Source organism: Paenibacillus sp. NPDC057967, from assembly GCF_042887015.1.
GTDB lineage: Bacteria > Bacillota > Bacilli > Paenibacillales > Paenibacillaceae > Pristimantibacillus.
On sequence record NZ_JBHVQB010000004.1, the window covers coordinates 592,388 to 614,559 of the forward strand.

At 51.1% G+C, this 22,172-nt stretch carries 25 protein-coding genes and 1 other RNA gene; 10 read left to right on the plus strand and 16 right to left on the minus strand.

Translation table 11 applies throughout. From position 1 onward, the window contains the following. Window positions 1-2: 2 nt before the first annotated feature. Window positions 3-1,292 (minus strand): UDP-N-acetylglucosamine 1-carboxyvinyltransferase, encoded by a 1,290-nt coding sequence (gene murA / locus ACFVSO_RS13330; protein ID WP_387474188.1) that lies wholly within the window; start codon window positions 1,290-1,292, stop codon window positions 3-5. 417 nt (window positions 1,293-1,709) lie between these two features. On the opposite strand from murA, the gene ACFVSO_RS13335 reads away from it, so the two are divergent. Continuing rightward, window positions 1,710-1,799, plus strand: coding sequence for a sporulation protein YjcZ (locus tag ACFVSO_RS13335; RefSeq protein WP_116045057.1), 90 nt, complete (start codon window positions 1,710-1,712; stop codon window positions 1,797-1,799). Window positions 1,800-1,950: 151 nt separating this feature from the next. On the opposite strand, the gene ACFVSO_RS13340 is transcribed toward ACFVSO_RS13335, so the two are convergent. From ACFVSO_RS13340 to ACFVSO_RS13350, 3 genes are read right to left on the minus strand one after another with little or no spacing between them, the layout of a single operon-like run. Then, window positions 1,951-2,754 (minus strand): Cof-type HAD-IIB family hydrolase, encoded by an 804-nt coding sequence (locus tag ACFVSO_RS13340; RefSeq protein WP_387474191.1) that lies wholly within the window; start codon window positions 2,752-2,754, stop codon window positions 1,951-1,953. Between the two features lie 56 nt (window positions 2,755-2,810). Further along, window positions 2,811-3,608, minus strand: a complete 798-nt coding sequence (locus tag ACFVSO_RS13345; protein WP_387474193.1) for a pseudouridine synthase — start codon at window positions 3,606-3,608, stop codon at window positions 2,811-2,813. A gap of 1 nt (window position 3,609) precedes the next feature. Then, window positions 3,610-3,693 (minus strand): methyltransferase RsmF C-terminal domain-like protein, encoded by an 84-nt coding sequence (locus tag ACFVSO_RS13350; RefSeq protein WP_387474286.1) that lies wholly within the window; start codon window positions 3,691-3,693, stop codon window positions 3,610-3,612. Between the two features lie 347 nt (window positions 3,694-4,040). Here ACFVSO_RS13350 and ACFVSO_RS13355 point away from each other — a divergent pair, with 347 nt between their 5' ends. Together ACFVSO_RS13355 and ACFVSO_RS13360 are read left to right on the plus strand one after the other, a co-directional pair. Then, complete coding sequence (locus ACFVSO_RS13355; protein ID WP_387474195.1) at window positions 4,041-4,565, plus strand: thioredoxin family protein; 525 nt, start codon at window positions 4,041-4,043, stop codon at window positions 4,563-4,565. Next, window positions 4,565-5,101 carry a PCYCGC motif-containing (lipo)protein gene (locus tag ACFVSO_RS13360; protein ID WP_387474288.1) on the plus strand — a complete coding sequence of 179 codons (537 nt, stop codon included), beginning with the start codon at window positions 4,565-4,567 and terminating at the stop codon, window positions 5,099-5,101. Before ACFVSO_RS13355 ends, ACFVSO_RS13360 begins: the two co-directional genes overlap by 1 nt. Before the next feature lie 108 nt (window positions 5,102-5,209). Here ACFVSO_RS13360 and yjbM read toward each other — a convergent pair whose 3' ends face one another. Next, window positions 5,210-6,016: a GTP diphosphokinase gene (yjbM, locus tag ACFVSO_RS13365; protein ID WP_387474197.1), complete on the minus strand. Its 807-nt coding sequence runs from the start codon at window positions 6,014-6,016 to the stop codon at window positions 5,210-5,212. A gap of 17 nt (window positions 6,017-6,033) precedes the next feature. Continuing rightward, complete coding sequence (locus tag ACFVSO_RS13370; protein ID WP_387474199.1) at window positions 6,034-7,131, minus strand: quinone-dependent dihydroorotate dehydrogenase; 1,098 nt, start codon at window positions 7,129-7,131, stop codon at window positions 6,034-6,036. Between the two features lie 190 nt (window positions 7,132-7,321). Between ACFVSO_RS13370 and ACFVSO_RS13375 the strand changes: the two genes are divergently transcribed. Further along, the gene (locus ACFVSO_RS13375; protein ID WP_387474201.1) at window positions 7,322-7,462 is read left to right on the plus strand and encodes a hypothetical protein; all 141 of its coding nucleotides are present in this window, start codon (window positions 7,322-7,324) and stop codon (window positions 7,460-7,462) included. A 7-nt stretch (window positions 7,463-7,469) separates the two neighbouring features. Here the strand turns inward: ACFVSO_RS13375 and ACFVSO_RS13380 are convergent, their stop codons facing one another. From ACFVSO_RS13380 to ACFVSO_RS13390, 3 genes are all read right to left on the minus strand, one after another. Further along, window positions 7,470-8,852, minus strand: coding sequence for a L,D-transpeptidase family protein (locus ACFVSO_RS13380; RefSeq protein WP_387474203.1), 1,383 nt, complete (start codon window positions 8,850-8,852; stop codon window positions 7,470-7,472). Window positions 8,853-9,015: 163 nt separating this feature from the next. Further along, a complete protein-coding gene (locus ACFVSO_RS13385; protein ID WP_119799274.1) occupies window positions 9,016-9,258 on the minus strand; it encodes a ferredoxin in 243 nt (80 codons plus the stop codon). Between the two features lie 78 nt (window positions 9,259-9,336). Beyond that, window positions 9,337-10,623 carry a DNA polymerase IV gene (locus ACFVSO_RS13390; protein ID WP_387474206.1) on the minus strand — a complete coding sequence of 429 codons (1,287 nt, stop codon included), beginning with the start codon at window positions 10,621-10,623 and terminating at the stop codon, window positions 9,337-9,339. Window positions 10,624-10,997: 374 nt separating this feature from the next. On the opposite strand from ACFVSO_RS13390, the gene cimA reads away from it, so the two are divergent. Continuing rightward, window positions 10,998-12,611 carry a citramalate synthase gene (cimA, locus tag ACFVSO_RS13395; protein WP_387474208.1) on the plus strand — a complete coding sequence of 538 codons (1,614 nt, stop codon included), beginning with the start codon at window positions 10,998-11,000 and terminating at the stop codon, window positions 12,609-12,611. Between the two features lie 55 nt (window positions 12,612-12,666). Here cimA and ACFVSO_RS13400 read toward each other — a convergent pair whose 3' ends face one another. Then, window positions 12,667-13,227: a TlpA family protein disulfide reductase gene (locus ACFVSO_RS13400; protein ID WP_387474210.1), complete on the minus strand. Its 561-nt coding sequence runs from the start codon at window positions 13,225-13,227 to the stop codon at window positions 12,667-12,669. A gap of 105 nt (window positions 13,228-13,332) precedes the next feature. On the opposite strand from ACFVSO_RS13400, the gene ACFVSO_RS13405 reads away from it, so the two are divergent. Further along, window positions 13,333-14,547: an MFS transporter gene (locus tag ACFVSO_RS13405; protein WP_387474212.1), complete on the plus strand. Its 1,215-nt coding sequence runs from the start codon at window positions 13,333-13,335 to the stop codon at window positions 14,545-14,547. A gap of 69 nt (window positions 14,548-14,616) precedes the next feature. Next, window positions 14,617-15,048, plus strand: a complete 432-nt coding sequence (locus ACFVSO_RS13410; protein WP_387474214.1) for a M67 family metallopeptidase — start codon at window positions 14,617-14,619, stop codon at window positions 15,046-15,048. Here the strand turns inward: ACFVSO_RS13410 and ACFVSO_RS13415 are convergent. The 3 genes from ACFVSO_RS13415 to ACFVSO_RS13425 are packed head-to-tail and all read right to left on the minus strand — an operon-like array spanning window position 15,034 to window position 18,274. Continuing rightward, window positions 15,034-15,768 (minus strand): 3'-5' exonuclease, encoded by a 735-nt coding sequence (locus ACFVSO_RS13415; RefSeq protein WP_387474216.1) that lies wholly within the window; start codon window positions 15,766-15,768, stop codon window positions 15,034-15,036. The two genes, ACFVSO_RS13410 and ACFVSO_RS13415, sit on opposite strands and share 15 nt — an antisense overlap. Before the next feature lie 20 nt (window positions 15,769-15,788). Next, window positions 15,789-16,856, minus strand: a complete 1,068-nt coding sequence (locus tag ACFVSO_RS13420; protein WP_387474218.1) for a DUF294 nucleotidyltransferase-like domain-containing protein — start codon at window positions 16,854-16,856, stop codon at window positions 15,789-15,791. 41 nt (window positions 16,857-16,897) lie between these two features. Then, window positions 16,898-18,274 (minus strand): ammonium transporter, encoded by a 1,377-nt coding sequence (locus tag ACFVSO_RS13425; RefSeq protein WP_387474220.1) that lies wholly within the window; start codon window positions 18,272-18,274, stop codon window positions 16,898-16,900. Window positions 18,275-18,621: 347 nt separating this feature from the next. On the opposite strand from ACFVSO_RS13425, the gene ACFVSO_RS13430 reads away from it, so the two are divergent. Together ACFVSO_RS13430 and ACFVSO_RS13435 are read left to right on the plus strand one after the other, a co-directional pair. Continuing rightward, window positions 18,622-19,062, plus strand: a complete 441-nt coding sequence (locus ACFVSO_RS13430) for a MerR family transcriptional regulator (RefSeq protein WP_387474222.1) — start codon at window positions 18,622-18,624, stop codon at window positions 19,060-19,062. Between the two features lie 32 nt (window positions 19,063-19,094). Continuing rightward, window positions 19,095-19,763 carry a zinc metallopeptidase gene (locus ACFVSO_RS13435; protein ID WP_387474224.1) on the plus strand — a complete coding sequence of 223 codons (669 nt, stop codon included), beginning with the start codon at window positions 19,095-19,097 and terminating at the stop codon, window positions 19,761-19,763. 89 nt (window positions 19,764-19,852) lie between these two features. Here ACFVSO_RS13435 and gltC read toward each other — a convergent pair whose 3' ends face one another. Then, entirely contained in the window at window positions 19,853-20,743 is an 891-nt protein-coding gene (gene gltC, locus ACFVSO_RS13440) for a glutamate biosynthesis transcriptional regulator GltC (RefSeq protein WP_387474226.1), read from the minus strand. A gap of 131 nt (window positions 20,744-20,874) precedes the next feature. Here gltC and tpx point away from each other — a divergent pair, with 131 nt between their 5' ends. Then, the gene (gene tpx / locus ACFVSO_RS13445; protein ID WP_387474228.1) at window positions 20,875-21,399 is read left to right on the plus strand and encodes a thiol peroxidase; all 525 of its coding nucleotides are present in this window, start codon (window positions 20,875-20,877) and stop codon (window positions 21,397-21,399) included. Between the two features lie 84 nt (window positions 21,400-21,483). Here the strand turns inward: tpx and ACFVSO_RS13450 are convergent, their stop codons facing one another. Both ACFVSO_RS13450 and ssrS read right to left on the minus strand, forming a co-directional pair. Next, on the minus strand, window positions 21,484-21,873 hold the full coding sequence (locus ACFVSO_RS13450) for a DUF1499 domain-containing protein (RefSeq protein WP_387474290.1): 390 nt from the start codon (window positions 21,871-21,873) through the stop codon (window positions 21,484-21,486). A 113-nt stretch (window positions 21,874-21,986) separates the two neighbouring features. After that, a non-coding RNA gene (gene ssrS / locus ACFVSO_RS13455) (6S RNA) lies at window positions 21,987-22,169 on the minus strand. Window positions 22,170-22,172 lie beyond the last annotated feature (3 nt).

Genomic DNA, 22,172 nt, shown 5'->3' on the forward strand with positions numbered 1-22,172 from the left:
CGTTAATTGACTTGCGGCAATTCAATATCGGCTTCATGGGCTTCGCGAACTTCCAGCTTCGCGCCAAGCGAACGGAAAGAATCCACAATATTCTCATAGCCGCGTTCAAAATGATAGACCCCGGTTATCCGAGTGGTGCCTTCAGCAGCCAATCCTGCGAGCAGCAAGCAGATGCCTGCCCGAATATCGGATGCATGAACCAGGTTACCTCGCAGCGGCATGCCACCCTTGATAAATGCAGAACCGGCGCGAAGCTCGATATCGGCCCCCATCCGTTTCAACTGTTGCACATGTGCGAACCGTTTGGGATAAATTTTGTCTGTCACGATGCTTTTGCCTGGCGCCTGTGCCATAAGCGCAGTCAGCGGCTGTTGCAAATCCGTTGGAAACCCGGGGTACATCCCCGTCCGCACACGAGTCGCCCGCAGTGGACCTTCTCCGTACGCAGTGATCGAATCGCTATTCGTCTCAATCTGGACGCCGATTTCCCTCAGCTTGGCAATCGTCGAGCCCAGATGCTCCGGTATAACATCTTCAACTGTTATCATGCCGCCTGTTACGCCGGCGGCGATGAGGAAAGAACCCGCAATCAGCCGGTCAGGCACCGCCGTGTACGTACAACCGTGCAAATACCGAACGCCTTCAATACGGATCGTGTCCGTACCCGCTCCCGATATACGCGCTCCCATCGCGATGAGCAGCTGAGCGGTATCAACCACCTCTGGGTCCTTCGCCGCATTGCGCAGCACCGTGGAGCCTTTGGCCCGCACCGCTACCAGCATAGCGTTAATCGTAGCTCCAGACGTAATGGTGTCAAAGTAGATATCGGCTCCATTTAATGCACGGGCGCTGGCTTCATAATGCTTTTCATAGAAGGAGAGCTCGGCGCCAAGAGCCTTTAATGCCTTGATGTGCTGATCAATTGGACGATCTCCGAAGTCATCGCCGCCTGGATAGCCGACGGATACGCTTCCGCAACGGCTAATCAAGGCGCCGATGAAATAATAGGCCGTTCTGAATGTCGCCGACTTAACCGGGTCAATCTTGGCATGACGAATGCCCGCGGGATTAATCACTACCGTACCCGCTCCCGTCACTTGCATGGAGATGCCGATCTCAGCTGTAATTTCCCGAATCACCCGGTAATCCGCAATGTCCGGGATATTGTGCAGAATAACTGTCTCGTCCGTTAAGCAGGCTGCTGCCAGCAGAGCCAGCGAGCTGTTTTTGGAGCCTGGTATTTTGACCGAACCGCGCAGTCCGGGAGAGCGTTCCACTTGAATAACGTTCATGAATTTCGTACCTCCGCAATAAGTAGATATAGTCTGAACTGATATGTCGCAATCCCAACTGGCGATTAAAGCTGAACGCCTTCACATGCGATATGATGTATGATAAATAGTAGCTCTTTTATATTTAAAAATAATAAATGGCCCATGGTATCCTTTCAATATTATTCATTTTGTTTCATGATTGTCAATCTATCCTCCCGCTTTTCTTTATGAACTTTTTTTCATACTTGTCCCTGCTGCTTTATGACCCCTGGCTGCCTGTCCCTAGCAGCCCTTCCAAAATACAAAATCTGCTAGACAGCCGTCCAAGCCAAACGATCCGGATTGCATACCATACAGTATACCGATTGTGGGGGAAGCCCCTACCAAGCGCCTGCAGGCCCGCCTATCGGTAACTACAGTCTAGGAGGAATTGGCATGTCCGGTGTGTATGGAGGCTACACGACGACAGGTGTAATCCTGGTTCTGTTTATTCTGCTCGTCATCATTACGAGAGTATTCCTGTAATAAACGAACCTAGCATCTGTTAAGACGAAGGAGCGGATTGTGCCGCAACCAAAAGCTTGCTGCATATCGCACTCTCCATATGTCATAGCATGAAAAAAAGGACGACTCCGCCAGGGCCGAGTCGTCCTTTTTTGCTGTCAAGCTTGTGCGGTTATCCTTGTTGCCAGGCGTATTGCCTTATCGCTGCTGCGACCCCGCCTTCATTATTGGAACCGGCGATCTGATCAGCCGCTTGTTTCACCGATTCCGGAGAATTGCTCATTGCAATGCCGAGTCCGGCATATTCAAGCATCGATATATCATTATAATAATTGCCGATAGCTAATATTTTCTCTCGATCGATGCCTTTCACTTCAGCCAATTGCTTCAATGCAACCCCTTTGCTGGAGCTCGGGCTCTGCACATCGATAAAAAAGTCGCCGCTGCGGATGAATTGCAAACTTGACTTTCTCTTTTCCCAATACGTCTGGGTAAGATCCATTTGCTCTTTCGATCCGAACAGCGTTATCTTCACCATACCATCCGGGAATCGCTCAGCAAAGCTGCCCATAATGGGCTCCACTTGATGATGCTCATACATTTTCATGACTTCTTCGGTTACAGCCTCCACATACATGTCGAATGTTGTGCTCAAGTCAAAATGAATGCGATTCACCCTGCAATAGTCAAGGATCTCCATTAGTTCTCCGCTGTCAATATCATATTGAAACAAAACCTCACGGTCCTCCGATCGAATGGTCGCCGCGCCATTATGGGTGATCAGAATGCCGCTAAGCTCCAGTTCCGCCAGTACCGGGAAAGTTCCCATCGGCCCCCGCCCTGTGCACAGCACGATATCTGCTCCGGCTTGCGCCGCCTCCTGAACCGCTTCCTTGACTTCTTCCAGCAAGTTATGATCATCCGTAAGCAGCGTTCCATCCACATCAAGCGCGATCAAATCATAACCCAGTTTCATCTCATAACCGCTCCCATTCTCTTTTTTGTTCTCTATTTAACGCCTATGACAGTCCATCATTTCTTGCCGCTGCCGCGATGAGCCTTCAACTGTTCAACTTCATCCCCCGACAGCTCCCGGTAATGTCCCTCAGGCAAATATTCATCCAGCATTAAAGTGCCCATGGACACCCGTTTTAAGGTCAGCACCTTTTTGCCCACTGCTTCGAACATTCGTTTGACCTGATGGAACTTGCCCTCCCGGATTGTGAGTCGGATAAGCGAATGGACAGGAGAAGATTGATCTCCCGATGAATCAGCAGTTGATCCCTCCGGACGAGGGGACAGCGAGCGATTCAGCACCTGCAGCTCCGCCGGCAGTGTCACATATCCATCATCCAGCGTAACGCCCTCTTGGAATGCCTTCACATCATCTTCGTTCACATTCCCGAGAACAAGCGCTTCATAAGTCTTGTCCACATGCTTGCGTGGCGAGAGCAGCTCATGTGCAAGCCCTCCGTCATTGGTCAGCAGCAGCAATCCTACTGTGTCCTTATCCAGCCGTCCGACAGGGAACGGATTCAGCAGTCGGTCTTCAGGGGCCAGCAGATCAATGACAGTCCGCTCTCTTCCATCCTCCGTTGCCGAGATGACTCCCTGAGGCTTGTTCAGCATCAAATAGATAACATCCCGGTAGACAACGGTCTCCCCGTCATAGGTGACGGTATGCTCGTCTGGTGTAACAATAAGCCCGCTGTCCTTTACGACCTTCCCGTCAACCGCCACTTTCCCCTGTTTGACCGCCCTCTTGATCTCGCTTCTCGTACCGAAGCCCATATGCGCAAGCAGTTTGTCTATCCGTAATTTCTCTGCCATTCTACAGTTGCCTCCATCCGGCCGACAGCTCGTTCTTCAGCATGCCGCCCATATATTTCACACAGCCGAGCGGATATCCATCCACACAGATCCCATTTGCGCAGCACCGCGTCGTAATACCCCTCTCCTTCCAGCAGATGAGGGCATCATCTTACCGTGCCTTCAATTCTGTCCGCTGCCTCGGCTCCTAGCTCCAGAGCCGCTCGACGCCTCATAGGAAGACATAAAATTGTCATATTCATTCTGAAGCAAATTTTGCATTTTTGCTAGAAACTTTGGCGGTATATTGCCCATTCTGCGCCTTTCCTCCCGCTCAGTCCATTAGGACATCCTGCATGTACAAACCTACTCCGCTTTGGTATATAATAAAAAGTAAGTGAGTCATGAACGACCAGCTATATCATGACCATTACAACGAAAGCGGAGGTTAAAATGATGAAGAAGAAAAAGAAAAAAGTAAGTATGATTTATGTTTACATCGGTATTGTCATCATTCTATTCGGGTCTATCTTTGTCTTAGGCAATCTGGAGAAAGACAATAAGCTTTACGGCATGCCCGCTTCCGAATTAAATCCCGCAACACGCTCGCTTCTGGACAATCCTAACTATCAGAATATCATATTGCCTGCAGAAATGGATAATAAGATTGACAGCAAGGAAGACTTCTTCGTATATGCCTTTTCCTCGACTTGCAAATACTGTCTGAACACGACTCCTCAGATCATGCCTATCGTAAACGATATGGGAATTGAAATGCCGATGTTCAACCTGCTGGAGTTCAACGAATACGGAACGAAGTTGAATGTCGAATCTACGCCAACATTGCTTTATTACAAAGACGGCGTAGAAGTGGACCGGCTGGAAGGCGGTCTTCGCGAGGAAGGCACGACCGTCGGACATACGCTTGATGATTTCAAAGCGTTCTTCACCAAACACGCGGGAGCTGATGCGCAGTGATGAGAAGGAGCGGAGTACAATCTTCCGAGCCTAACGAAGCAGACAACTCAGACCATAACCGAACTGCTAGATCCGTCATGTATGCTTTGCTATTAGGATTTGCCCTGATTACGCTGCTGGCCGCTTGCGGCACCAGCGACGACAAAGGCAAGGCGCATCTTCATGGATCGGAGATGTGGGAGACAACTTCATCCGTCACGACACTGCCCGGTTTTCTGAAAACACATACCAAGCTGACCAAGGACCTCTACTCCGAAGTTCACAGCCACATGCATATGCTGAGCGGCATCCCTTGTTATTGCGGCTGCATGCAAGGAACCGAGTTCGATGAGCCTCATGATTCGCTACTGCGCTGTTATTGGGCGGAGCATCCCGCAGATGACGGCAGCGTAACCTGGACGGATCATAGCACAGGCTGCGGCATCTGCAAGAAAGAGATGGAGGAAGTCATCGCCTTAAGCAAGCAAGGCAAGACGGATGAGGAAATTCTGAAATATATTAACGACAACTATCAACCAAAGAAATCCTCCAGCTAGTGTTGCCAGCCTTCGGCACAGTCATTACTTACGATACCCAAGCGAACAAGAAACCTCCGGCACTGCCGCCCGATGCGGCAGTGCCGGAGGTTTCTTCATGCTGCATGTTTATTCACTGGAGCTGTTCTTCTTCGCCTTTGCGATGGACTGATTGATGTCCCCGGCAAGGCCGGACAACCCGGCGTAATCCTCATGCTCGAACAGCTCATTAAATTTCATTTGGAACTGAGCCGCCTCACGGATGCGATGATAGAAGTACAGGTCTTGAATGCCGTTCAGCACGCGCGAGACGACATTGGACTGCTCCTCGAATTCCGTCTGCGCATCGAGTATCTCCTTGCGGATGCTTGTCATCTCGGTATCCAGCTGGAAGGCGGCTTCTGCCGCTTTCTTAAGCCGGATGCGAACTTCGTCTGGCAAGCTTTCCTTGAATTTATAATGAAGGGAATGCTCGATCGTCGCCCAGAAATTCATCGCGAGTGTCCGTATCTGGATTTCCGCCAGTACGTCCATCGAACCTAGCGCAGTTTGCACCGGGTACTTCACGATCATATGGTAGCTTCGATATCCGCTATCCTTAAAGTTTGTAATATAATCCTTCTCGTATACAAGCTGAAGGTCCTTGCGGTTGCGGATCAATTCCGCCACGCGCCGAATATCATCGACGAACTGGCACATAATTCGAATGCCCGCTATATCTTCAATCCCCGTATCCAGCTGATCCGAGGCGACACCCAGCCGCCTTGCTTTCTCCAAGATGCTCGATACGCGCTTCACCCGTCCCGTCACGAATTCGATCGGGGCGTAAGCTTCCCTTAGCTTCAGCTCCATGCGCATCGTCTTGAATTTAACTTTCAGTTCCTCTACTGCTTGTTCGTAAGGCTGTAAAAATAGACTCCAGTCTCGTCCGTCCATCCGGCCGCCTCCTGTTTCTAACGATGATCTGCGCCCACTGCTTCGGCAATATGACGGTAGCCGTCCTTGCGCAAACATTCTTTCAGTCCGCTTGTCAGCTCGCGCAACACACCCGGACCCTTATAGATTAACGCTGTATAAATCTCTACCAACGAAGCTCCTGCGCGAATTTTATCGTATGCGTCCTGCGCAGTAAAAATGCCGCCGGAACCAATAATGGGCAGCTTCCCATCTGTCTGGCGATAGACGGACCGGATGACTTCCGTGGAGCGCTCCTTTAGCGGCAAGCCACTAAGGCCGCCCGATTCCTTCGCGTTGGCATGAGCCAGCCCTTCACGGGACAACGTCGTATTCGTAGCGATTATGCCTGATACATGGCTCTCCATGATCGTCGCTACGGTATGTTCCAGTTGGTCCTCCGACATATCCGGCGCGATCTTGACGAGTACGCTCTTCGGCTTCTGTCTGCGCGCTCCCGCCTGCGCCGACACCTCGTCCATAACGGCAGCGAGCAGCTTCTTCAGCTCGTCCCCGTGCTGCAAATCTCGCAAGCCCTGCGTATTCGGCGAGCTGATGTTCACCACAAAGAAGTCGCCATAATCATAGAGTGCACGAATACAAGCTTGATAGTCCTCATGCGCAAGCTCGTTCGGCGTCACCTTGTTTTTACCGATATTAACGGCGATTGGAACGCGGTGGATTTTGCGTTTCGCCAGCGATGCCGCCATTGCCGCCGCGCCTTCATTGTTAAAGCCCATCCGATTAATCAAAGCTTCATCCGGCGGAAGCCGGAACAGCCGCGGCAGCTCATTGCCGGATTGTCCTTTGGGCGTCACTGTGCCTACCTCAGCAAAGCCGAAGCCGATGCTGGAGAATCCGTCCGGCGCCTTGCCGTTCTTGTCCAGTCCGGCTGCAAGTCCGATCGGATGAGGGAATTGAAGCCCGAACAGCTCGCATCTCAGCTCAGCAGACTCCGATACGCCATACATGGCGTTCATAATGCCGGTCATGCCGGGAATCTTGCTCCCTGCCGCCATGCCGTCAATAACTAGATGATGGGCCTTCTCCGGGTCCATTTTGAAAAAAATGGGTTTAAGAATCGATGAATAAAGCAAAGCTTTCACTCCGTTCCGCTATGTATGCTCTAACGAACAGTTTATCCCTTTTAGAGCAAAAAGAAAAGAGCCCGCGCAAGGAGGCGCAAGCTTCAATTGGCCAAGTTGTATTGCGGCTTTGGACGAAAACGATTACAATATATGCATATGATAAGACACAGAAATCAGATATAGAAAGGTTGATTTGAAAATGGGCGCACCCAAAAGAAAGCCAGCCACATTGAAAGCAAAACCGAAGGAGGAAGTGAACAAGAAGGCGTTGGTCTGGATCGCCTGCATCGTAGGAGTCGTAGTCGTTGCCATCGCCGCACTTCTTATTCTCACTTCGTAAGCTTTGTTTACGTCAACCATTGATACACTTTGGCGGGATTGGTCTCGTTCTGCTGCGGCTCCAGCTTGAATCTTTCTGCTGGCGGTTTCGCATCTGACGGGAGCGTCCCGTTTTTAATTTTCACCGCTGTTCCAAGAGGCACCATGTCGAACAGCTCCTCAACGTCGGCCGTCTTCATTCGTATGCAACCAAGCGACTCGTCCTTGCCAATGCTGTCCGGTTCATCCGTTCCATGGATGGCGTACAGCGTCCCCGACAAGGTCATGCCTCTGCTTCCGAACATGCCGTCATCCGTACCATTGGGATCTCTTACTTTCTCACTGATGTAGAAATTCCCCTCCGGCGTCCTCTCGCCTCCAAGCCCAACCTCGTAACTACGAACGACCATCTTGTCCTGTACGACGGCAAGCCGGTAGTTGGAGACGTCGATCACAATTTCCAGCGGCTTGCTCCAATCTTGCTGGTAGATGCCGTTAGTGCCGATAGCGTTGCCTGGCTGAGACTCCTTATTGCCGGAGCCTTGCCCGTCACTGCCCTGCTCCGCCTTTCCATTAGATGCCTGCTTATCCTTTAGTTTCGCCAGAACATAAGGGAACCATTCCTTCATGCCTTCGCCTTCTCCAGACAATACATTATGCGGATAAGGCCGGATCAGGTCGTCAAGCTTCTGCGGCCACTTCCCGTACAGGCGGTAATACTGATGAATGCCGCTAGCCAGCGTCCAGTGCATTTCTTGCTCCTCGCGCCATTTCGCGAACAGCTTTTTGACACCGCTAGTATCTCCCGGCTCGCATACGCATGAATCGCGGTCCAGCATGGATAATGCAGCGCGATTGCCGCTTGCTTCCTTGGTTGAGGACAAGAGGAAACGGGAATGACCGTTCCATTGTCTCCAGCCCTCCTTCTCTTCCAGACGCACCGCCAGCGACTGCTTTGGAGCCACTCCGCCAGCAGCCACAATAGCGTTCATGGCATAACCGATCGGTTTGCCCTCCTTCTGAGGCACGAATACGACGCCTAGACCTGGCGCGTTCTTATCTGCCGGAGCGGGCGCAGTATCCTGATGCTCTTTATGCCAGAAAGGATTAAGCGGCAGTAGCAAGGCAATCAATAACAGCGGAATGGCTGCCAATACGATTTTCCAAACCAGCCTCTTTTTCTTCTGCTGCTTGTTCCATTCCTTCAGCTCCTCCAGCTGCTGCTCCGCCAGCGGATGCGTCTCCTGCTCGAAAGCTTCATATATATCGCCTGCTTGAATGAAGCAATAGTTCGCTTTGCTTTCCTTGCCCGCTTGCAAATAATGTTTCCCGAGCAAGTACCATCCCATCTTGTTGTCGGGATGCTGTTTTACGAATTGCTTCAGATAGATAATGTCCTCCAGCTTTTCCATCTATAATCCCTCCGCCTGCTCTTCTCTATCAAGTATATCGGCAGGGGATGCGAAATCATCGATATCAATCTTCCGGCAAGGTGGAAAACGCATCAAAAAAGCCCCCTCGATCCGTCCACGCGGTCTTGAGGGAGCTTGTTGTTAACTTATGATGGCTATATCATTAGCCCGGAGCGTTGAACGGCTCGTCGGCGATTTTGATGGAATCCGTCGGACAACCGTCGCATGCATCTTGCAGGTCGTCGTACATATCTTCAGGAATTTCAGTGTTTCCTGTGTTCCCGTCATTCTGGAAGATGACTTCCGCAATCCCCTCGTCATCGTAATCATAAATATCCGGTGCAGTCGCTCCGCATGCTCCGCACGCGATGCAAGTATCTTTCTCTACCCATGTAAATTTAGCCATGGTCTACATTCCCTCCTTATAATATACGGAATAAATCCGTTCGCTTTCTGTGTGTATGATGCCTTAAAGCGTGGTTCCTCACTCATCAATATATAACAAAGTATCGTCTTTTTGCAAGGACGTGCCCCGAATTCGCTTGTTTCGGATCAGGGTCGACGGATCGTCACCCAGCATGCCCGCAGTCAATACTGCGTCCTCGCCGAATCTGTCGCGAAGAGCGTCCATCGCCTTGGTCAAAGCCTCCTTCCGGGGCTGTTCCTCATAGCTGAACAAATCCAGTTGAACGGCCGTTTCATCTGCCGGAGCCAGGTTTTGCAGCGTGACACCCAGCAGGCGGATCGGGTCTCCAAGCTTCCAATGCCGCTGGAACAGCTTGCGGGCTTCCTTGTTAATCTCCTCCGTCGATTGCGTAGGAGCGCTTATCGTATGGGACCTTGTAATGGTGGACATGTCGGGACGGCGAATGGTAATTTGAACGGTAGAGGCTACTAGCTTCTGGCGTCTAAGCCTTCGGGCCGTCTGATCCGAAAGATTAAGCAGCACGCGAAAAACATCATCCTGCTCCGTCAGATCGCTCGGCAGAGTTGTCGTATGCCCGATGGACTTGCTTTGCTCTCGATTGGGGTTAACAATGGAATGATCGATCCCGTGAGCGGCCGACTTCATCCAGGCGCCCATAACGCCAAATTGCTTGATCAGCAGCGCTTCCTCCGTATTCGCCAGCTGACCGATCGTCCGAATATTCATCTTCGACAGCTTGTCGGCAGTCTTGCCTCCTATGCCGAACAGGGTGCCGCATGGCTTATCCCACAGCATATTCGGGACATCGCGCAAGCGCAGAACGGTCAGTCCCATCGGCTTCTTCATATCCGATGCCATCTTGGCAAGCAGCTTATTAGGCGCAAGCCCGATGGAGCAAGGCAATTGCCATTCCGAGCTGATCCGGCGTTGAAGAGATTCCGCGATTTCCATTGGCGTTCCAAGCAGCTTGGAGCCCGTAATATCCATATAACACTCATCAATCGACACTGGCTCTACGAGCGGCGTGAACTGCCGCGCAATACTCATGAACCCGTGAGAATACTTACGGTATAAATTGAAGTCCGGCTTGATCAGCAGAAGCTCCGGGCATATGCGCATTGCCTGCTTGACAGCCATTCCCGTCTTGATGCCCTTCTTCCTGGCGGCATAGGAGCAGGTTACGATAATTCCTTTGCGCTGCTCCACGCTGCCGGAAACAGCAGTAGGCTTATCCTTATAATATTCCGGCTCTTCCGCTTCATGCACAGAACAATAAAACGCGTTCATATCCAAATGGATAATGACCCGCCCATTGACCGGATAATGATCCTTCACATCGCTCATGGCCCTCAACCTCACCTATAAGTGCGTGTTCAAAAAGTCCGGTTTTCAGCACCGAGAAGATGGGATGAAGCCAGGAAATGAGGAGCGGAGCGTAGTGGAAGCCACGTGAGCACCGTAAGTTCCGGCTGCATGCCATATTCGATGTCGAGTAGATCCCCTTCGTGATCAAAAGTGGACTATTTGAACCACCTCTAAAAAAAGAAAAATGCGTATATCCGTTCCCCTTTCCTCCAGCATATAATTGATATAGAGGTAAGTCAATGCGAAGAACTCCGTGAAAAAAATAACTTTCCCCCTCTACTTTAAATAGATAAAGTGTTATAATAATAAATTATGATTTGTATTGGCTATCAGTGAAGGAGGCGTCATCAGAAATGTCCGCTAACATCTCGATCTTTGACACGACGCTGCGTGACGGAACGCAAGGAGAAGGCATCAGCCTGTCCGCAGACGACAAATTGAAAATTGCCCTAAAGCTAGACGCGCTGGGCGTTCAGTATATTGAAGGCGGGAATCCGGGAAGCAACAGCAAGGATATCGAGTTTTTTCAACGCGTAAAGTCGCTGAACCTGAATGCGCGCATTACCGCTTTCGGCAGCACACGCCGCAAGCATTCGGCTGCAGAGCAGGATGCCAGCTTGCTGCGTATTGTGGAGTCAGGCGTGCCTGCTGCGACGCTGGTCGGCAAGGCATGGGATTTTCACGTGCATACGGCCCTGCAGACGACGCTTGAAGAGAATCTTGCGATGATCTACGATTCCTTCGCGTTCCTGAAGCGGAACGGCATGGAAGCCATGTATGATGCGGAGCATTTCTTCGACGGCTACAAGCATAATCCGGAATATGCACTGGCGGCTCTGCGCAAAGCGCAGGATGCAGGAGCGGACTGGCTCGTGTTGTGCGATACTAATGGCGGTACACTGCCGAGCGAGATTCATGAGATCGTCTCGCGTGTCAGATCGGAGCTTACAGCCTCGATCGGCATCCATACCCATAATGATTGCGAGCTTGCGGTTGCGAATACACTCTCCGCCGTACAAGCGGGCGCACGTCAGGTACAGGGTACCATCAACGGTTATGGCGAGCGCTGCGGAAATGCCAACCTTTGCTCCATCATTCCGAATTTGCAGATCAAGATGGGCTATAACTGCCTTCCGGAAGAGAAGCTGCGCACACTGACAAATACGGCGCGCTATGTAAGTGAGATCGCCAATGTCCATATGCCTGTCGGCCAGGCTTATGTCGGCAATGCGGCGTTCGCACACAAGGGCGGCATCCATGTATCGGCGATTATGAAGGACTCCAAAACCTACGAGCATATCCAGCCTGAGCTGGTTGGCAACAAGCAGCGCATTCTTGTATCGGAGCTCGCCGGTCAGAGTAACATCATCTCCAAAGCCCACGAGCTTGGCCTTGATGTGAATACAAACAATGACAAGACAAAGCAAATCATCGACCAGATCAAAGAACTGGAGCATCAAGGTTACCAATTCGAAGGCGCAGACGCGTCGCTTGAGCTTCTGCTACGCGAAGCCTTCACGGATATGAAGGAAATCTTTACGGTCGAATCGTTCAAAATGCATATGGAAAAGTCTAATGGCGTCATGATCTCCGAGGCGATCGTCAAGATCAACGTGGACGGCCAGCAAGTCTACACGGCAGCCGAAGGCAACGGTCCTGTCAACGCGCTCGACAATGCGCTGCGCAAGGCGCTTGTACAGTTTTACCCGAAAATCGAGCAGATCCATCTGTCCGACTATAAGGTGCGCGTCATTGATGAGAAGGACGCAACGGCGGCCAAGGTACGGGTGTTGGTGGAATCGACAGGACTGGACAATACATGGAGTACGGTGGGCGTCTCCAGCAATGTCATTGAAGCCAGCTGGGAAGCACTGCTCGGCAGTATCCGCTATGCGCTCCTAAGCATGGACAAAGTCGGTCACGGATTGCCAGGTACCCACGAACGGTTAGGCCTGGTCAATCATTAAGCAAGCAAAAAAGCTGTCTCCCGGATGCCTTGCGGCAACCGTAGAGACAGCTTTTTTATATCCATTTCTGAATAAGGCGCTCCCATTCCTCGTACGTAATGACGCCATTGATCCGCTCACGGATGACGCCGTCTGCATCAATCAGGAAGCTTGTCGGGAACGTCGTTACTTTATATTGCTTCGTCACATCACCGGGACGATCCATCAGAATCGGGAACGTAAAGTCATGGTCGTCCACAAACTTACGAGCTGCGCGCTCCTTGTCATACTTGGTGGCGTTCACCCCATACAGAATCATCCGATCCCCGTAATTCTCATGAAGCTTCTGCAAGTCAGGAGCCTCCAATTCGCAAGGTCCGCACCATGACGCCCAGAAGTTAACAAAGATGAGCTTGTCGTTTTTGCCGCCGATCTCAATGGCCTTTTCATCCAGATCAGGCAGCTCGAACGCTTCGGCCACGAAGCCCGCTTTAGGCTTGAAATCGGGAGATGACGAGGCTTCCGATGCATCATCCTGATTATATTGATAAACGGCCAAGCCCGCGAAAAATATAGCGATAATCATTAATGCTGCAACTTTTCTCATGTGGCATCCCTTCGCTTCCAATTCATTCATTGTACACAATTGCCTCCATCGTATCATGCGTCGTATGGAAGCTCAATACAGGGGGCAAATTAGCCATAAAACCGTCACCATTCCTGATTCAACCGGAGGTTAACTATGGCTAGGTCCAAATGGCTGCAATACGCGGCTTTCGTCAGCGTACCGCTTGTGCTCGTGCTTGGCAATTCCATGCTTGTCCCTATCCTGCCGGATATGGCCAAAGCAATGAATATCAGCGAGCTGCAATCCAGCCTCGTTATTACACTATTTTCGGTATCTGCAGGGCTGTTCATACCTATCATCGGTTATTTGTCCGATCGAATGAAGCGCAAGACGGTCATCCTTCCCGCGCTAGCCGTCTACGGTGCTGCCGGCATACTCGCCGGATTTGGAGCGGTGTGGCATTCCTACCCGACACTTGTCGTCGCAAGGATCATCCAGGGCATGGCCGCGGCAGGCACTGCTCCGATCGCTATGGCGCTTGTTGGCGACCTGTATAAGGATGGCGAGGAAAGCGAAGCGCTTGGACTGATCGAAGCTTCGAACGGCTTCGGCAAAGTAATCAGTCCCATTCTCGGCTCACTTCTTGGCCTCTGGTCATGGTATGCTCCATTCTTCGCATTCCCGATCTTCTGCGCCGCTGCCTTTGCCGCTGTGCTATGGCTCATTCAGGAGCCCGATCATAAAGGAAAAAACGTTCCGCTTGGGGAGTATTTGCAAGGGATGGCCAAGATTTTCCGAAGCAATGGCAAATGGCTCATTACGGCTTATTTGGCAGGATCGCTCGGCCTCTTTATCCTGTTCGGCATGCTGTTCTATCTGTCCGACATGATGGAGAAGCCGCCTTTATCCATTGACGGGGTAGCCAAAGGCGGCGTGCTGGCCATTCCATTGCTGGGGCTGGTCATCACTGCATACACAACAGGTCGAGTGATCAAAAAAAATAAAGAGCTGATGCGCAAACTAATGCTGATCGGATTATCCGTCGTCACGGTTTCATTAATAGCCGCTTCCATATGGCATGCCGCATTCATCGCGCTGATCAGCTTCATTACGCTTAGCAGTGTCGGTACGGGGCTGCTGCTTCCTTGTCTTAATACGCTCATTACAGGAGCTGTAGACCAGTCTCATCGCGGCATGGTGACCTCCTTGTACAATAGCTTGCGCTTCCTAGGCGTTGCCGCCGGTCCGCCTCTATTAAGCTGGGCTGCCGACCGATCTGTGACTTGGCTGTTCATCTCCCTTACCATACTAAGCGCTATCGTCCTGTTCGGCGTTGCCCGATTTGTTCGACCCGGCCAACCACAAGCAAAGACCTCTTCTTCACGGTAAGCTCCTCCATCGGTATAATACAATAGAAGAAATCCATGTGACGAATCATTGTAGAACCGAGGTGTTAAGATGTCAAAGCTAACGTATCCTGATGCCAAAATCACGGTCGATGCTTATGAACAGCTGTTGGCGGTATGCGCACGCCCCTATCCCCATGAAGCATGCGGTGTGCTCGCACGCAGCGAAACTTCCGAATCGATCGACATTGTCTTGCCGATTCAGAACGTTCATAAGCAGCCTGAGGTTTCCTTCGCCTTCCATCCCGCCGAGTGGACCCATACGTTTTTTGGCATACAAAAAAACCGACAGCAGCTTGTCGGTTTCTTTCATTCCCATCCTCATTCATTAGCGCTGCCGTCCATTCACGACTATGCCGGCTTTACATCTCATGCAGGCATAACGTATTGGATCGTCTCCTTGCAGGAGACGGGCAGTCCCGTAACCCAGCCTTACCGGATGCGGGGCGGCAGGTTCATGCCGATTCCGTTAGTGCTTGCTTAAATAAGCGTACATATCGCCTAGCGTTACAATATTCCGCTCGACAATGCGCCGCAGATAGACATGCCATAGCTGGGCGGTCATGAGTGAATCCTCCAGAGCATGATGCCTTTCCGTAATGGGAATGCCATGCTTCATCAGCAGGTCGTCCAGGCTGTAGTTTTCCAGGCCGGGCTCCAGCCACTTGGCGATCATCATCGTATCCAGCACGCGATGATTCAAATTCACTTTGGACGTCCGCCACAGTGCCGCATTCAGAAACTGCTTGTCATGCCCGGATGCATGCGCGACAAGCAGCCTCCGTCCGACAAAAGCCATAAAGTTATGCAGCACCTCCATTAGATCAGGCGCCTCTTGTACCATTTCGTTCGTAATGCCCGTCAGCTCTACGATCGCTTTCGGAATTAGCCGCTTTGGGTTGACCAGACTATAGAAGGTTTCTCCCTCTGCCATTTCTCCTCCGCGCACGACAACAGCGCCGAAAGAAATAATTTCGTCGCCGTTGTTCGGATTAAAGCCCGTCGTCTCCAGATCAAATACAACAATCTCAAGCTCTCTTAGCGGAATGTCGAGCATGGATTGCTTGCGCTGCTCCCGATTCACATTACGAATAAAGGCCATTTGCTGCGCATTCGGCGAGCCGAGCATCGATGCGATGGCAGGCTTAACGCCTCCCATCTTATATAAGCTCCACATTCGGCCAACGCCTCTTTGTTCTTTCATCTAAATGCACCGCCTTACTCTTACATAAGCCTGCCCATTGTCCCTTTGTACACCGCTTTTTGCAATCTCTTGCCTTGCCTTAGACTGCTCTTAAGCTCATCTGTCATCTCCCTGGACAATTCGCCCCTTGGCAGCTTGCCGTTATTGGCGTATAACCCGTTCTCCATTTGTTCGGTTGTCATGAGACGAAGCCTGAGAATGAATCGGAAGGCTTGTTCATAGCTCTGGCCGTCTTCACTAGACAGTTCCCCCTCCTCCACCAGCCTCCGAATACGCTCCAGCGTGGATGTCTCTCTAAGATTCGCTTGAATCGCAAGCAGCCGGATGGAATTTACCATAGGGATATAAGCGCCGTACTTGATATCCAGGCTCCCCGCATCCTCGCCGTAACGCTCCTTCAGCAATTGACCGAAGATCCCCACGAGCACCTTGTGCCGCATCGTGTTTTCGGTCATTCTCCGAATAATGACGGGATGATTAAGCGTATCGGTATAGAACATGTCTTTCAGCGCATCCACCAAAGCGGGATCTCCGTACACGCAGCGGCCATCTGCAATAATGAGCAAATACCGTACCACTTCCCATTCCGGCTCCTTGAACCAGCCGTTCAGCTTCTCTCCCCACTCACTAAGCGAATGGCACCATTCCGGATTATCGCTCAGCACCCTCCCTTCGCAAGGAGGATAGCCGACAGCTATTAAGTTTTTGACAATTAGCGAGCATAGTTCCCCAAAATACTGCTTGATCGCTTCTCTATTCGTATTGGAATCCTGATATACGACACCGCTGTCCTGATCGCTGGACAATGTCTGTTCCTTCCGTCCACCGCTGCCGAACAATAGATATGCGTAAGGCACGGGGGGAGACCCTTTCCCCATCCGTGCCATGTCCGCTTCCGAGATTGCAATCGCTCTGTGTATGATGGCATCATGCAACTCGTTCAACTGTTCATTCAATTGTTCTACCGGCCGCGATGGGAGAAGAGCTTCCATCTGCTCGTGCAATTGATCGCGCAAGCAGCGAAGACCGTCAATTCGATCTGCGGAAGCTATCTTCTTGGCGTACTGCGATCGCATCGGATCACTCATGCGCCGCCCTCCCCTTCGGTCAGTCCGCTAGTCCTGTTAGCTTAGCCTTGCATACCTTGACCCGGTTTTTTCAGTTGCTCAGGATAACCATAAGCGCCATGCTCGCTCAGGTCAAGACCGATAATTTCTTGCTCCTCAGTTACACGGAAGCCCATGATCTTTTTCATAACACCCAGCACGATGAAGGAAGTGACGAGTACGAAAGCGCCCGCAAATACGACGGATTCCAACTGTACCCACAGCTGCTTCCAGCTGCCCGTGTCGATCAGGCCGCCTGTGCCGACGCCTACCTTATCAGCTAGCTCTTGCGTTGCAAAGATACCGTTCGCAAGCGTACCCCAGATACCAGCCATACCGTGAACCGACAGTGCATAGATTGGATCGTCGACTTTTAGTTTTTCAAACATTTTCACGCTGTAGAAGACGAGAACACCGGATACCAGACCAATTACGACTGCAGCCCAAGGATCAACGAACGCACAGGATGCCGTGATGGCAACCAGACCGCCAAGCGTACCGTTCAGCATCGCCGTAATGTCAGCTTTGCCTGTCACAGCCCAGGAAATCAGAAGCGCTGCGACGCCGCCTGCGCCTGCGCCGAGCATGGTAGTGAATGCTACGTAAGTAAAGAACCCGTCACCGATAGCAACTGTAGAGCCCGCATTGAAGCCAAACCAGCCTACCCACAGAAGGAGTACGGAAAGAGCCGTAAACACTTGATTATGACCCAAAATCTCATTCGCCGAACCGTCTTTGTTGAACTTGCCGATACGAGGCTTCAGAAGTACCGTAGCCACAAAAGCTGCTACTGCACCAGACAAGTGAACGACCGTGGAGCCGGCAAAGTCTTGGGCGCCGTGATCAGCCAGCCAGCCGCCGCCCCAGATCCAGTGTGCGACTACAGGGTAAATTATAGCGATGTAGAAGAGCGTAAATACGATGTATGAGGATAGTTTGGCGCGTTCTGCGAAGCCGCCCCATGCGATGGATAGGGAGATAGCTGCAAACGCTAGCTGGAACAGGAAGAATACGGCGCTAGGGAAACCTTCCGTAGCCGGATCACCGGAAGTGCCAGGATTGACGAAGAAATCGCCCCAACCGATAAATTTACTAATAGCGCTCTCGGCATTCGCTCCGCCGAAGGCTATCCCGTAGCCAACCGCCCAATAGATCAGGGCCGCAAGGCCTACCGTAAATATGGTTTTGCCGGCAACATGGCCAGCATTCTTCATACGAGTGGAGCCGGCTTCCAGAAGAATGAATCCGCCTTGCATCAATAATACGAGAATAAATGCAAGCATGACCCACAGGGAGTTCAATCCCATGTCAAGCATTGCACCGGACGGATCCGCTGCGAATGCGACAACCGGGAATACGATTGTCATTAATCCTAACGCGAGAAAAGTCTTCTTTACCAATACGACCACTCCTTTAATGTTATGTTACCTAACACATTACGAAAGACTTATTGTCATTATAGTCAGAACAGCTTATTTTGACAATATGCATTTTCGATTTTTGCAAAAAAAATCTAACGTTCGGCAGAAAACCTGACACGAACGTTAGCCTTTTCTCGTAAAACATCTATATAATAGAGGAAACACTTCTCTATCCTTCGCGTTTACGCCCCTTTTTCGGCTAATTGGACAAGGATAAACCCCTTCCCTTTCTAACTGCATGTTGTTCACATGTCAGACGTTTGACTGTATGGTTGCTAAAGGATTATCATTAACTATAATGAAGAACGATCAAAGGCGGTGATAGAATGGATGCTATCCAATTGTATCGGATCGGAGAATTGTCCAGACTTGCCAAGGTCAGCGCAAGAACAATCGATTATTATACCTCGATGGGACTTTTAGAACCTGCAAAACGATCCGACAAAAACTACAGATTATATTCTCACGAAACTTTGCAGCGTCTCGAACGTATTGAGGATATGAAAAAGGACAAATATACGTTAGATGAGATTAAAGCCAGTCTGGATAGCTGGGGCAGAGTTACGCCAGAGGAGCAAATCTCCCTTAAGCTGACGGAGATCCAACAGCATTTGACGAAGCTGGAGCGCGAAGTGAAGGAGCTCGAGCCCGTCATCAAGCAGCTTAAGCCCCGTCAGGCGCATCGTTTTTACTCGACACTCACGCCGCAGACAGCTGCGTGTATCGAAGCTCTGATGCTACTCATGAACAAGAGCTCGCTCATGTAACGGTGTCCTACACCATAAGTTGGAGGAATGAAATGATGATCATCCTGATAATTGCAGCCTTCGCTTTGACGATCTGGGCACAATTCCGCGTCAAGGGAACCTTCAAAAAGTGGGCGCAAGTACCGGCGAACAGCGGCCTTACCGGCTATCAAGCCGCCAGAAGGATGCTGGACAACAACGGTCTGCACGATGTGCCGATCGAACCGGTTCAAGGCGCGTTGACCGACCATTACGATCCGATCCACCGCGTTGTGCGATTGTCGGAACCCGTATATTACGAGAACTCCATCTCGGCTATCTCGGTCGCCTGCCACGAGGTCGGACACGCTATTCAGCATTCCGTGTCTTATCCGTTCCTGGTTGCCCGTCACAAAATTTTCCCTGTCGTGAACTTCGCTTCCGGCGTAGCGCCATTTTTGCTTCTTGCCGGATTCTTGTTTGGCCAATTCAATCTGATCGGCCTCGGAATTATCTTCTTCTCCGTAGCCGTCGCTTTCCAGCTCATTACGCTGCCAGTTGAATTCAACGCAAGCAACAGAGCGCGTGATCTGATGGTTGCCGAAGGCTTCATTACGAACGACGAAGAACGCGGCGTAGCCAAAGTATTGAATTCCGCTGCGCTGACTTATGTAGCGGCTGCCCTCCTCTCTTTGCTGGAGCTAATCCGTTACGTCCTGATTTTTACCCAAAACCGCGATTAACCTTCGCCAAATAGAAAGAGCCCTCTGACGGCCTGTATGCCATCAGAGGGCTCTTCTGCTTACACCCCTTAATTTCCCCCTGTCGATTGCTAATCACGCTTGAAATACCGCAGCAGAAATCCGTGGAACAGCTTTGCTACCAGCGGCAGCTTCTCATTGCTCCGATGGACCAAGCCGATCGTCCTCGTAACGGCAGGCTTCGAGATGCGAACCTTGGCCGGCTGCAGAAGGCCGGATTGATGCAGCGCCAGCTCAGGCAGCAGACTCACTCCCATACCGGCTGCAACCAGTCCCCTGATCGTATCCGTCTCCTCGCCCTCGAAACCGATCTTAGGCTCGAATCCGGCCTCCAGACACGCCTCCCAGACGATAGGCCTAAGTGAATAGCCCTCGCCGAATATTACGAACGTCTCGTCCTTCAGCTGAGCCAGCTCGATCTCTTCTTCGTCCGACAACGAATGACCGGGCGGCAGAATCGCATACAGTTCTTCTGTCAGCAGCACCTCGCCGCATACCTGTTCATTCTCCTTCGGATACGGGGAGATAAACGCAAGATCGATTTCCCCCTTAACGAGATCACGAATAAGCGAAGGGTACATCCCTTGCTTGAACCGAAACTTCACATTCGGGTGGAGCTTGCGGAACGCTGCAACCACTTGCGGAATTAGCGTATTGCCAAGACTATGCGGGAATCCGAGCCTGATCTCACCCTTCTCCGGATCCAGAAACTCATGAACCTCGATAACGGCCCGCTCCAGATCGGACAATATCACTTCGGCTCTCTTCAGAAACAGCGCACCCGCCGGCGTCAATTGCAGATTTCTCCCCTTCTGAACAAACAGCTTGACGCCAAGCTCCTCCTCCAGCTGGTGGATCTGGCGGCTGACTGCCGACTGGGCCACATGAAGCTCTTCAGCAGCTTGCGTAACATGTTCCTTCCGTGCGACCTTAACAAAATAATAAAGCTGTCGAAGTTCCATATGCTTTCGATTCTCTCCCGTAATCAACCTTTATGTTGATCTTAATTATTCGCCATTTATTGGACAAGCGTCTTTCATTGCGATTATAATGATCACGTATCGCATAATCCATTCCAAGGAGGAAGTATAACATGACACAACCACAAGAACGCACAGGCGTTGCCACGTTCAAGGGCAACCCGCTTACATTGATTGGACCTGAACTGAAAGTAGGAGACAAAGCTCCGGACTTCTCCCTTAACAAATCCCTGGTGGAAACTGTTAGCCTGAGCGACTATGCAGGCAAAGTCAAATTGATTTCCGTTGTTCCTTCCATTGACACAGGCGTATGCGACGCTCAAACCCGCCGTTTCAACGAAGCTGCAGCCGCTCTGGGCGACAATGTCGTCGTTCTGACGGTGAGCGTAGACCTTCCGTTCGCACAAGCGCGCTGGTGCGGCGCAGCAGGCGTAGACAAAGTCGTCATGCTGTCCGACTACAAGAACAAGAACTTCGGTGAAGCATACGGCGTCTTTATTAAAGAGTTTGCCTTGGACATGCGCTCCATCTTCGTCATCGACGGCGACAACACGATCCGTTACGTCGAATACTTGCCTGAGATGACTGAGCATCCCAACTACGAGCAAGCGATCGAGGCTGCCAAAGCTCTGGTGTAACATAGAATCGCCAGCCGATGCATTCCATCGGCTGACTGCAAACAAAGCGAGTGAAGGACAACCCTTCCTCGCTTTGTTTATGTATTAGCTATTTACCTTAAAAGCTCCAAGCTTCTTGTCCAAAACACGATAGATTTCCAATATGACGCGATAGTTGGAGCCGAGATCCCCCAAGGAGCCACGGGAAGCGGAATAGACATCAACCGCAGATGTTAGCGGATTCACGCTGATGACTGAAACGGTAATGTCCATCGTACGACCGAACACTGTACGTTTCTCCATCACAATCTCTCCGACGGATTGCACTTCATGTAATACCTTGTAGCCTTGCATCTTCTTCAGAGTAGATAACACTTCTTCCCACGCCTTGTCCTTCGAAAGCTTGTAGAAGTGCGATTTCAGCAATGGATCCTTCGCTTTGTCGCCTGTCTGTTCATGACTGCGCAGCAGCCCGATTAAGGTCCGCTTCAACAACAAGAATCTCCCCCTCTAGCGTCTATATACATTACTTCTAATCATACCATGTTTTCACACACGAAAAAAGAGCTTTCATCGGATTTAACCGACTAATCGCTCTTCATTGTCATAAAAAACCCGCATATGCCGTCCGACCCGCATGTTTCTGAACCCGCTCTCGCAGGTGGGTGTCCGCAGCAATGCTTTTGAGATCCCCTTTTGAGGGCGTGTCAGCTGCAAAGCAATGTAGGTCTCCCGTGAAACAGCCATTGGTTCAAAACAACGAAGAGCCGTTACGAACATCGCAGGATGTATAG

What these genes read in the sequence shown, in the direction of transcription:
- murA (WP_387474188.1), bottom strand. Translation starts at nt 1,292, where the DNA reads ATGAACGTTATTCAAGTGGAACGCTCTCCCGGACTGCGCGGTTCGGTC.
- ACFVSO_RS13335 (WP_116045057.1), top strand. Translation starts at nt 1,710, where the DNA reads ATGTCCGGTGTGTATGGAGGCTACACGACGACAGGTGTAATCCTGGTT.
- ACFVSO_RS13340 (WP_387474191.1), bottom strand. Translation starts at nt 2,754, where the DNA reads ATGAAACTGGGTTATGATTTGATCGCGCTTGATGTGGATGGAACGCTG.
- ACFVSO_RS13345 (WP_387474193.1), bottom strand. Translation starts at nt 3,608, where the DNA reads ATGGCAGAGAAATTACGGATAGACAAACTGCTTGCGCATATGGGCTTC.
- ACFVSO_RS13355 (WP_387474195.1), top strand. Translation starts at nt 4,041, where the DNA reads ATGATGAAGAAGAAAAAGAAAAAAGTAAGTATGATTTATGTTTACATC.
- ACFVSO_RS13360 (WP_387474288.1), top strand. Translation starts at nt 4,565, where the DNA reads ATGAGAAGGAGCGGAGTACAATCTTCCGAGCCTAACGAAGCAGACAAC.
- yjbM (WP_387474197.1), bottom strand. Translation starts at nt 6,016, where the DNA reads ATGGACGGACGAGACTGGAGTCTATTTTTACAGCCTTACGAACAAGCA.
- ACFVSO_RS13375 (WP_387474201.1), top strand. Translation starts at nt 7,322, where the DNA reads ATGGGCGCACCCAAAAGAAAGCCAGCCACATTGAAAGCAAAACCGAAG.
- ACFVSO_RS13380 (WP_387474203.1), bottom strand. Translation starts at nt 8,852, where the DNA reads ATGGAAAAGCTGGAGGACATTATCTATCTGAAGCAATTCGTAAAACAG.
- ACFVSO_RS13385 (WP_119799274.1), bottom strand. Translation starts at nt 9,258, where the DNA reads ATGGCTAAATTTACATGGGTAGAGAAAGATACTTGCATCGCGTGCGGA.
- ACFVSO_RS13390 (WP_387474206.1), bottom strand. Translation starts at nt 10,623, where the DNA reads ATGAGCGATGTGAAGGATCATTATCCGGTCAATGGGCGGGTCATTATC.
- cimA (WP_387474208.1), top strand. Translation starts at nt 10,998, where the DNA reads ATGTCCGCTAACATCTCGATCTTTGACACGACGCTGCGTGACGGAACG.
- ACFVSO_RS13400 (WP_387474210.1), bottom strand. Translation starts at nt 13,227, where the DNA reads ATGAATGAATTGGAAGCGAAGGGATGCCACATGAGAAAAGTTGCAGCA.
- ACFVSO_RS13405 (WP_387474212.1), top strand. Translation starts at nt 13,333, where the DNA reads ATGGCTAGGTCCAAATGGCTGCAATACGCGGCTTTCGTCAGCGTACCG.
- ACFVSO_RS13410 (WP_387474214.1), top strand. Translation starts at nt 14,617, where the DNA reads ATGTCAAAGCTAACGTATCCTGATGCCAAAATCACGGTCGATGCTTAT.
- ACFVSO_RS13415 (WP_387474216.1), bottom strand. Translation starts at nt 15,768, where the DNA reads ATGAAAGAACAAAGAGGCGTTGGCCGAATGTGGAGCTTATATAAGATG.
- ACFVSO_RS13420 (WP_387474218.1), bottom strand. Translation starts at nt 16,856, where the DNA reads ATGAGTGATCCGATGCGATCGCAGTACGCCAAGAAGATAGCTTCCGCA.
- ACFVSO_RS13430 (WP_387474222.1), top strand. Translation starts at nt 18,622, where the DNA reads ATGGATGCTATCCAATTGTATCGGATCGGAGAATTGTCCAGACTTGCC.
- ACFVSO_RS13435 (WP_387474224.1), top strand. Translation starts at nt 19,095, where the DNA reads ATGATGATCATCCTGATAATTGCAGCCTTCGCTTTGACGATCTGGGCA.
- gltC (WP_387474226.1), bottom strand. Translation starts at nt 20,743, where the DNA reads ATGGAACTTCGACAGCTTTATTATTTTGTTAAGGTCGCACGGAAGGAA.
- tpx (WP_387474228.1), top strand. Translation starts at nt 20,875, where the DNA reads ATGACACAACCACAAGAACGCACAGGCGTTGCCACGTTCAAGGGCAAC.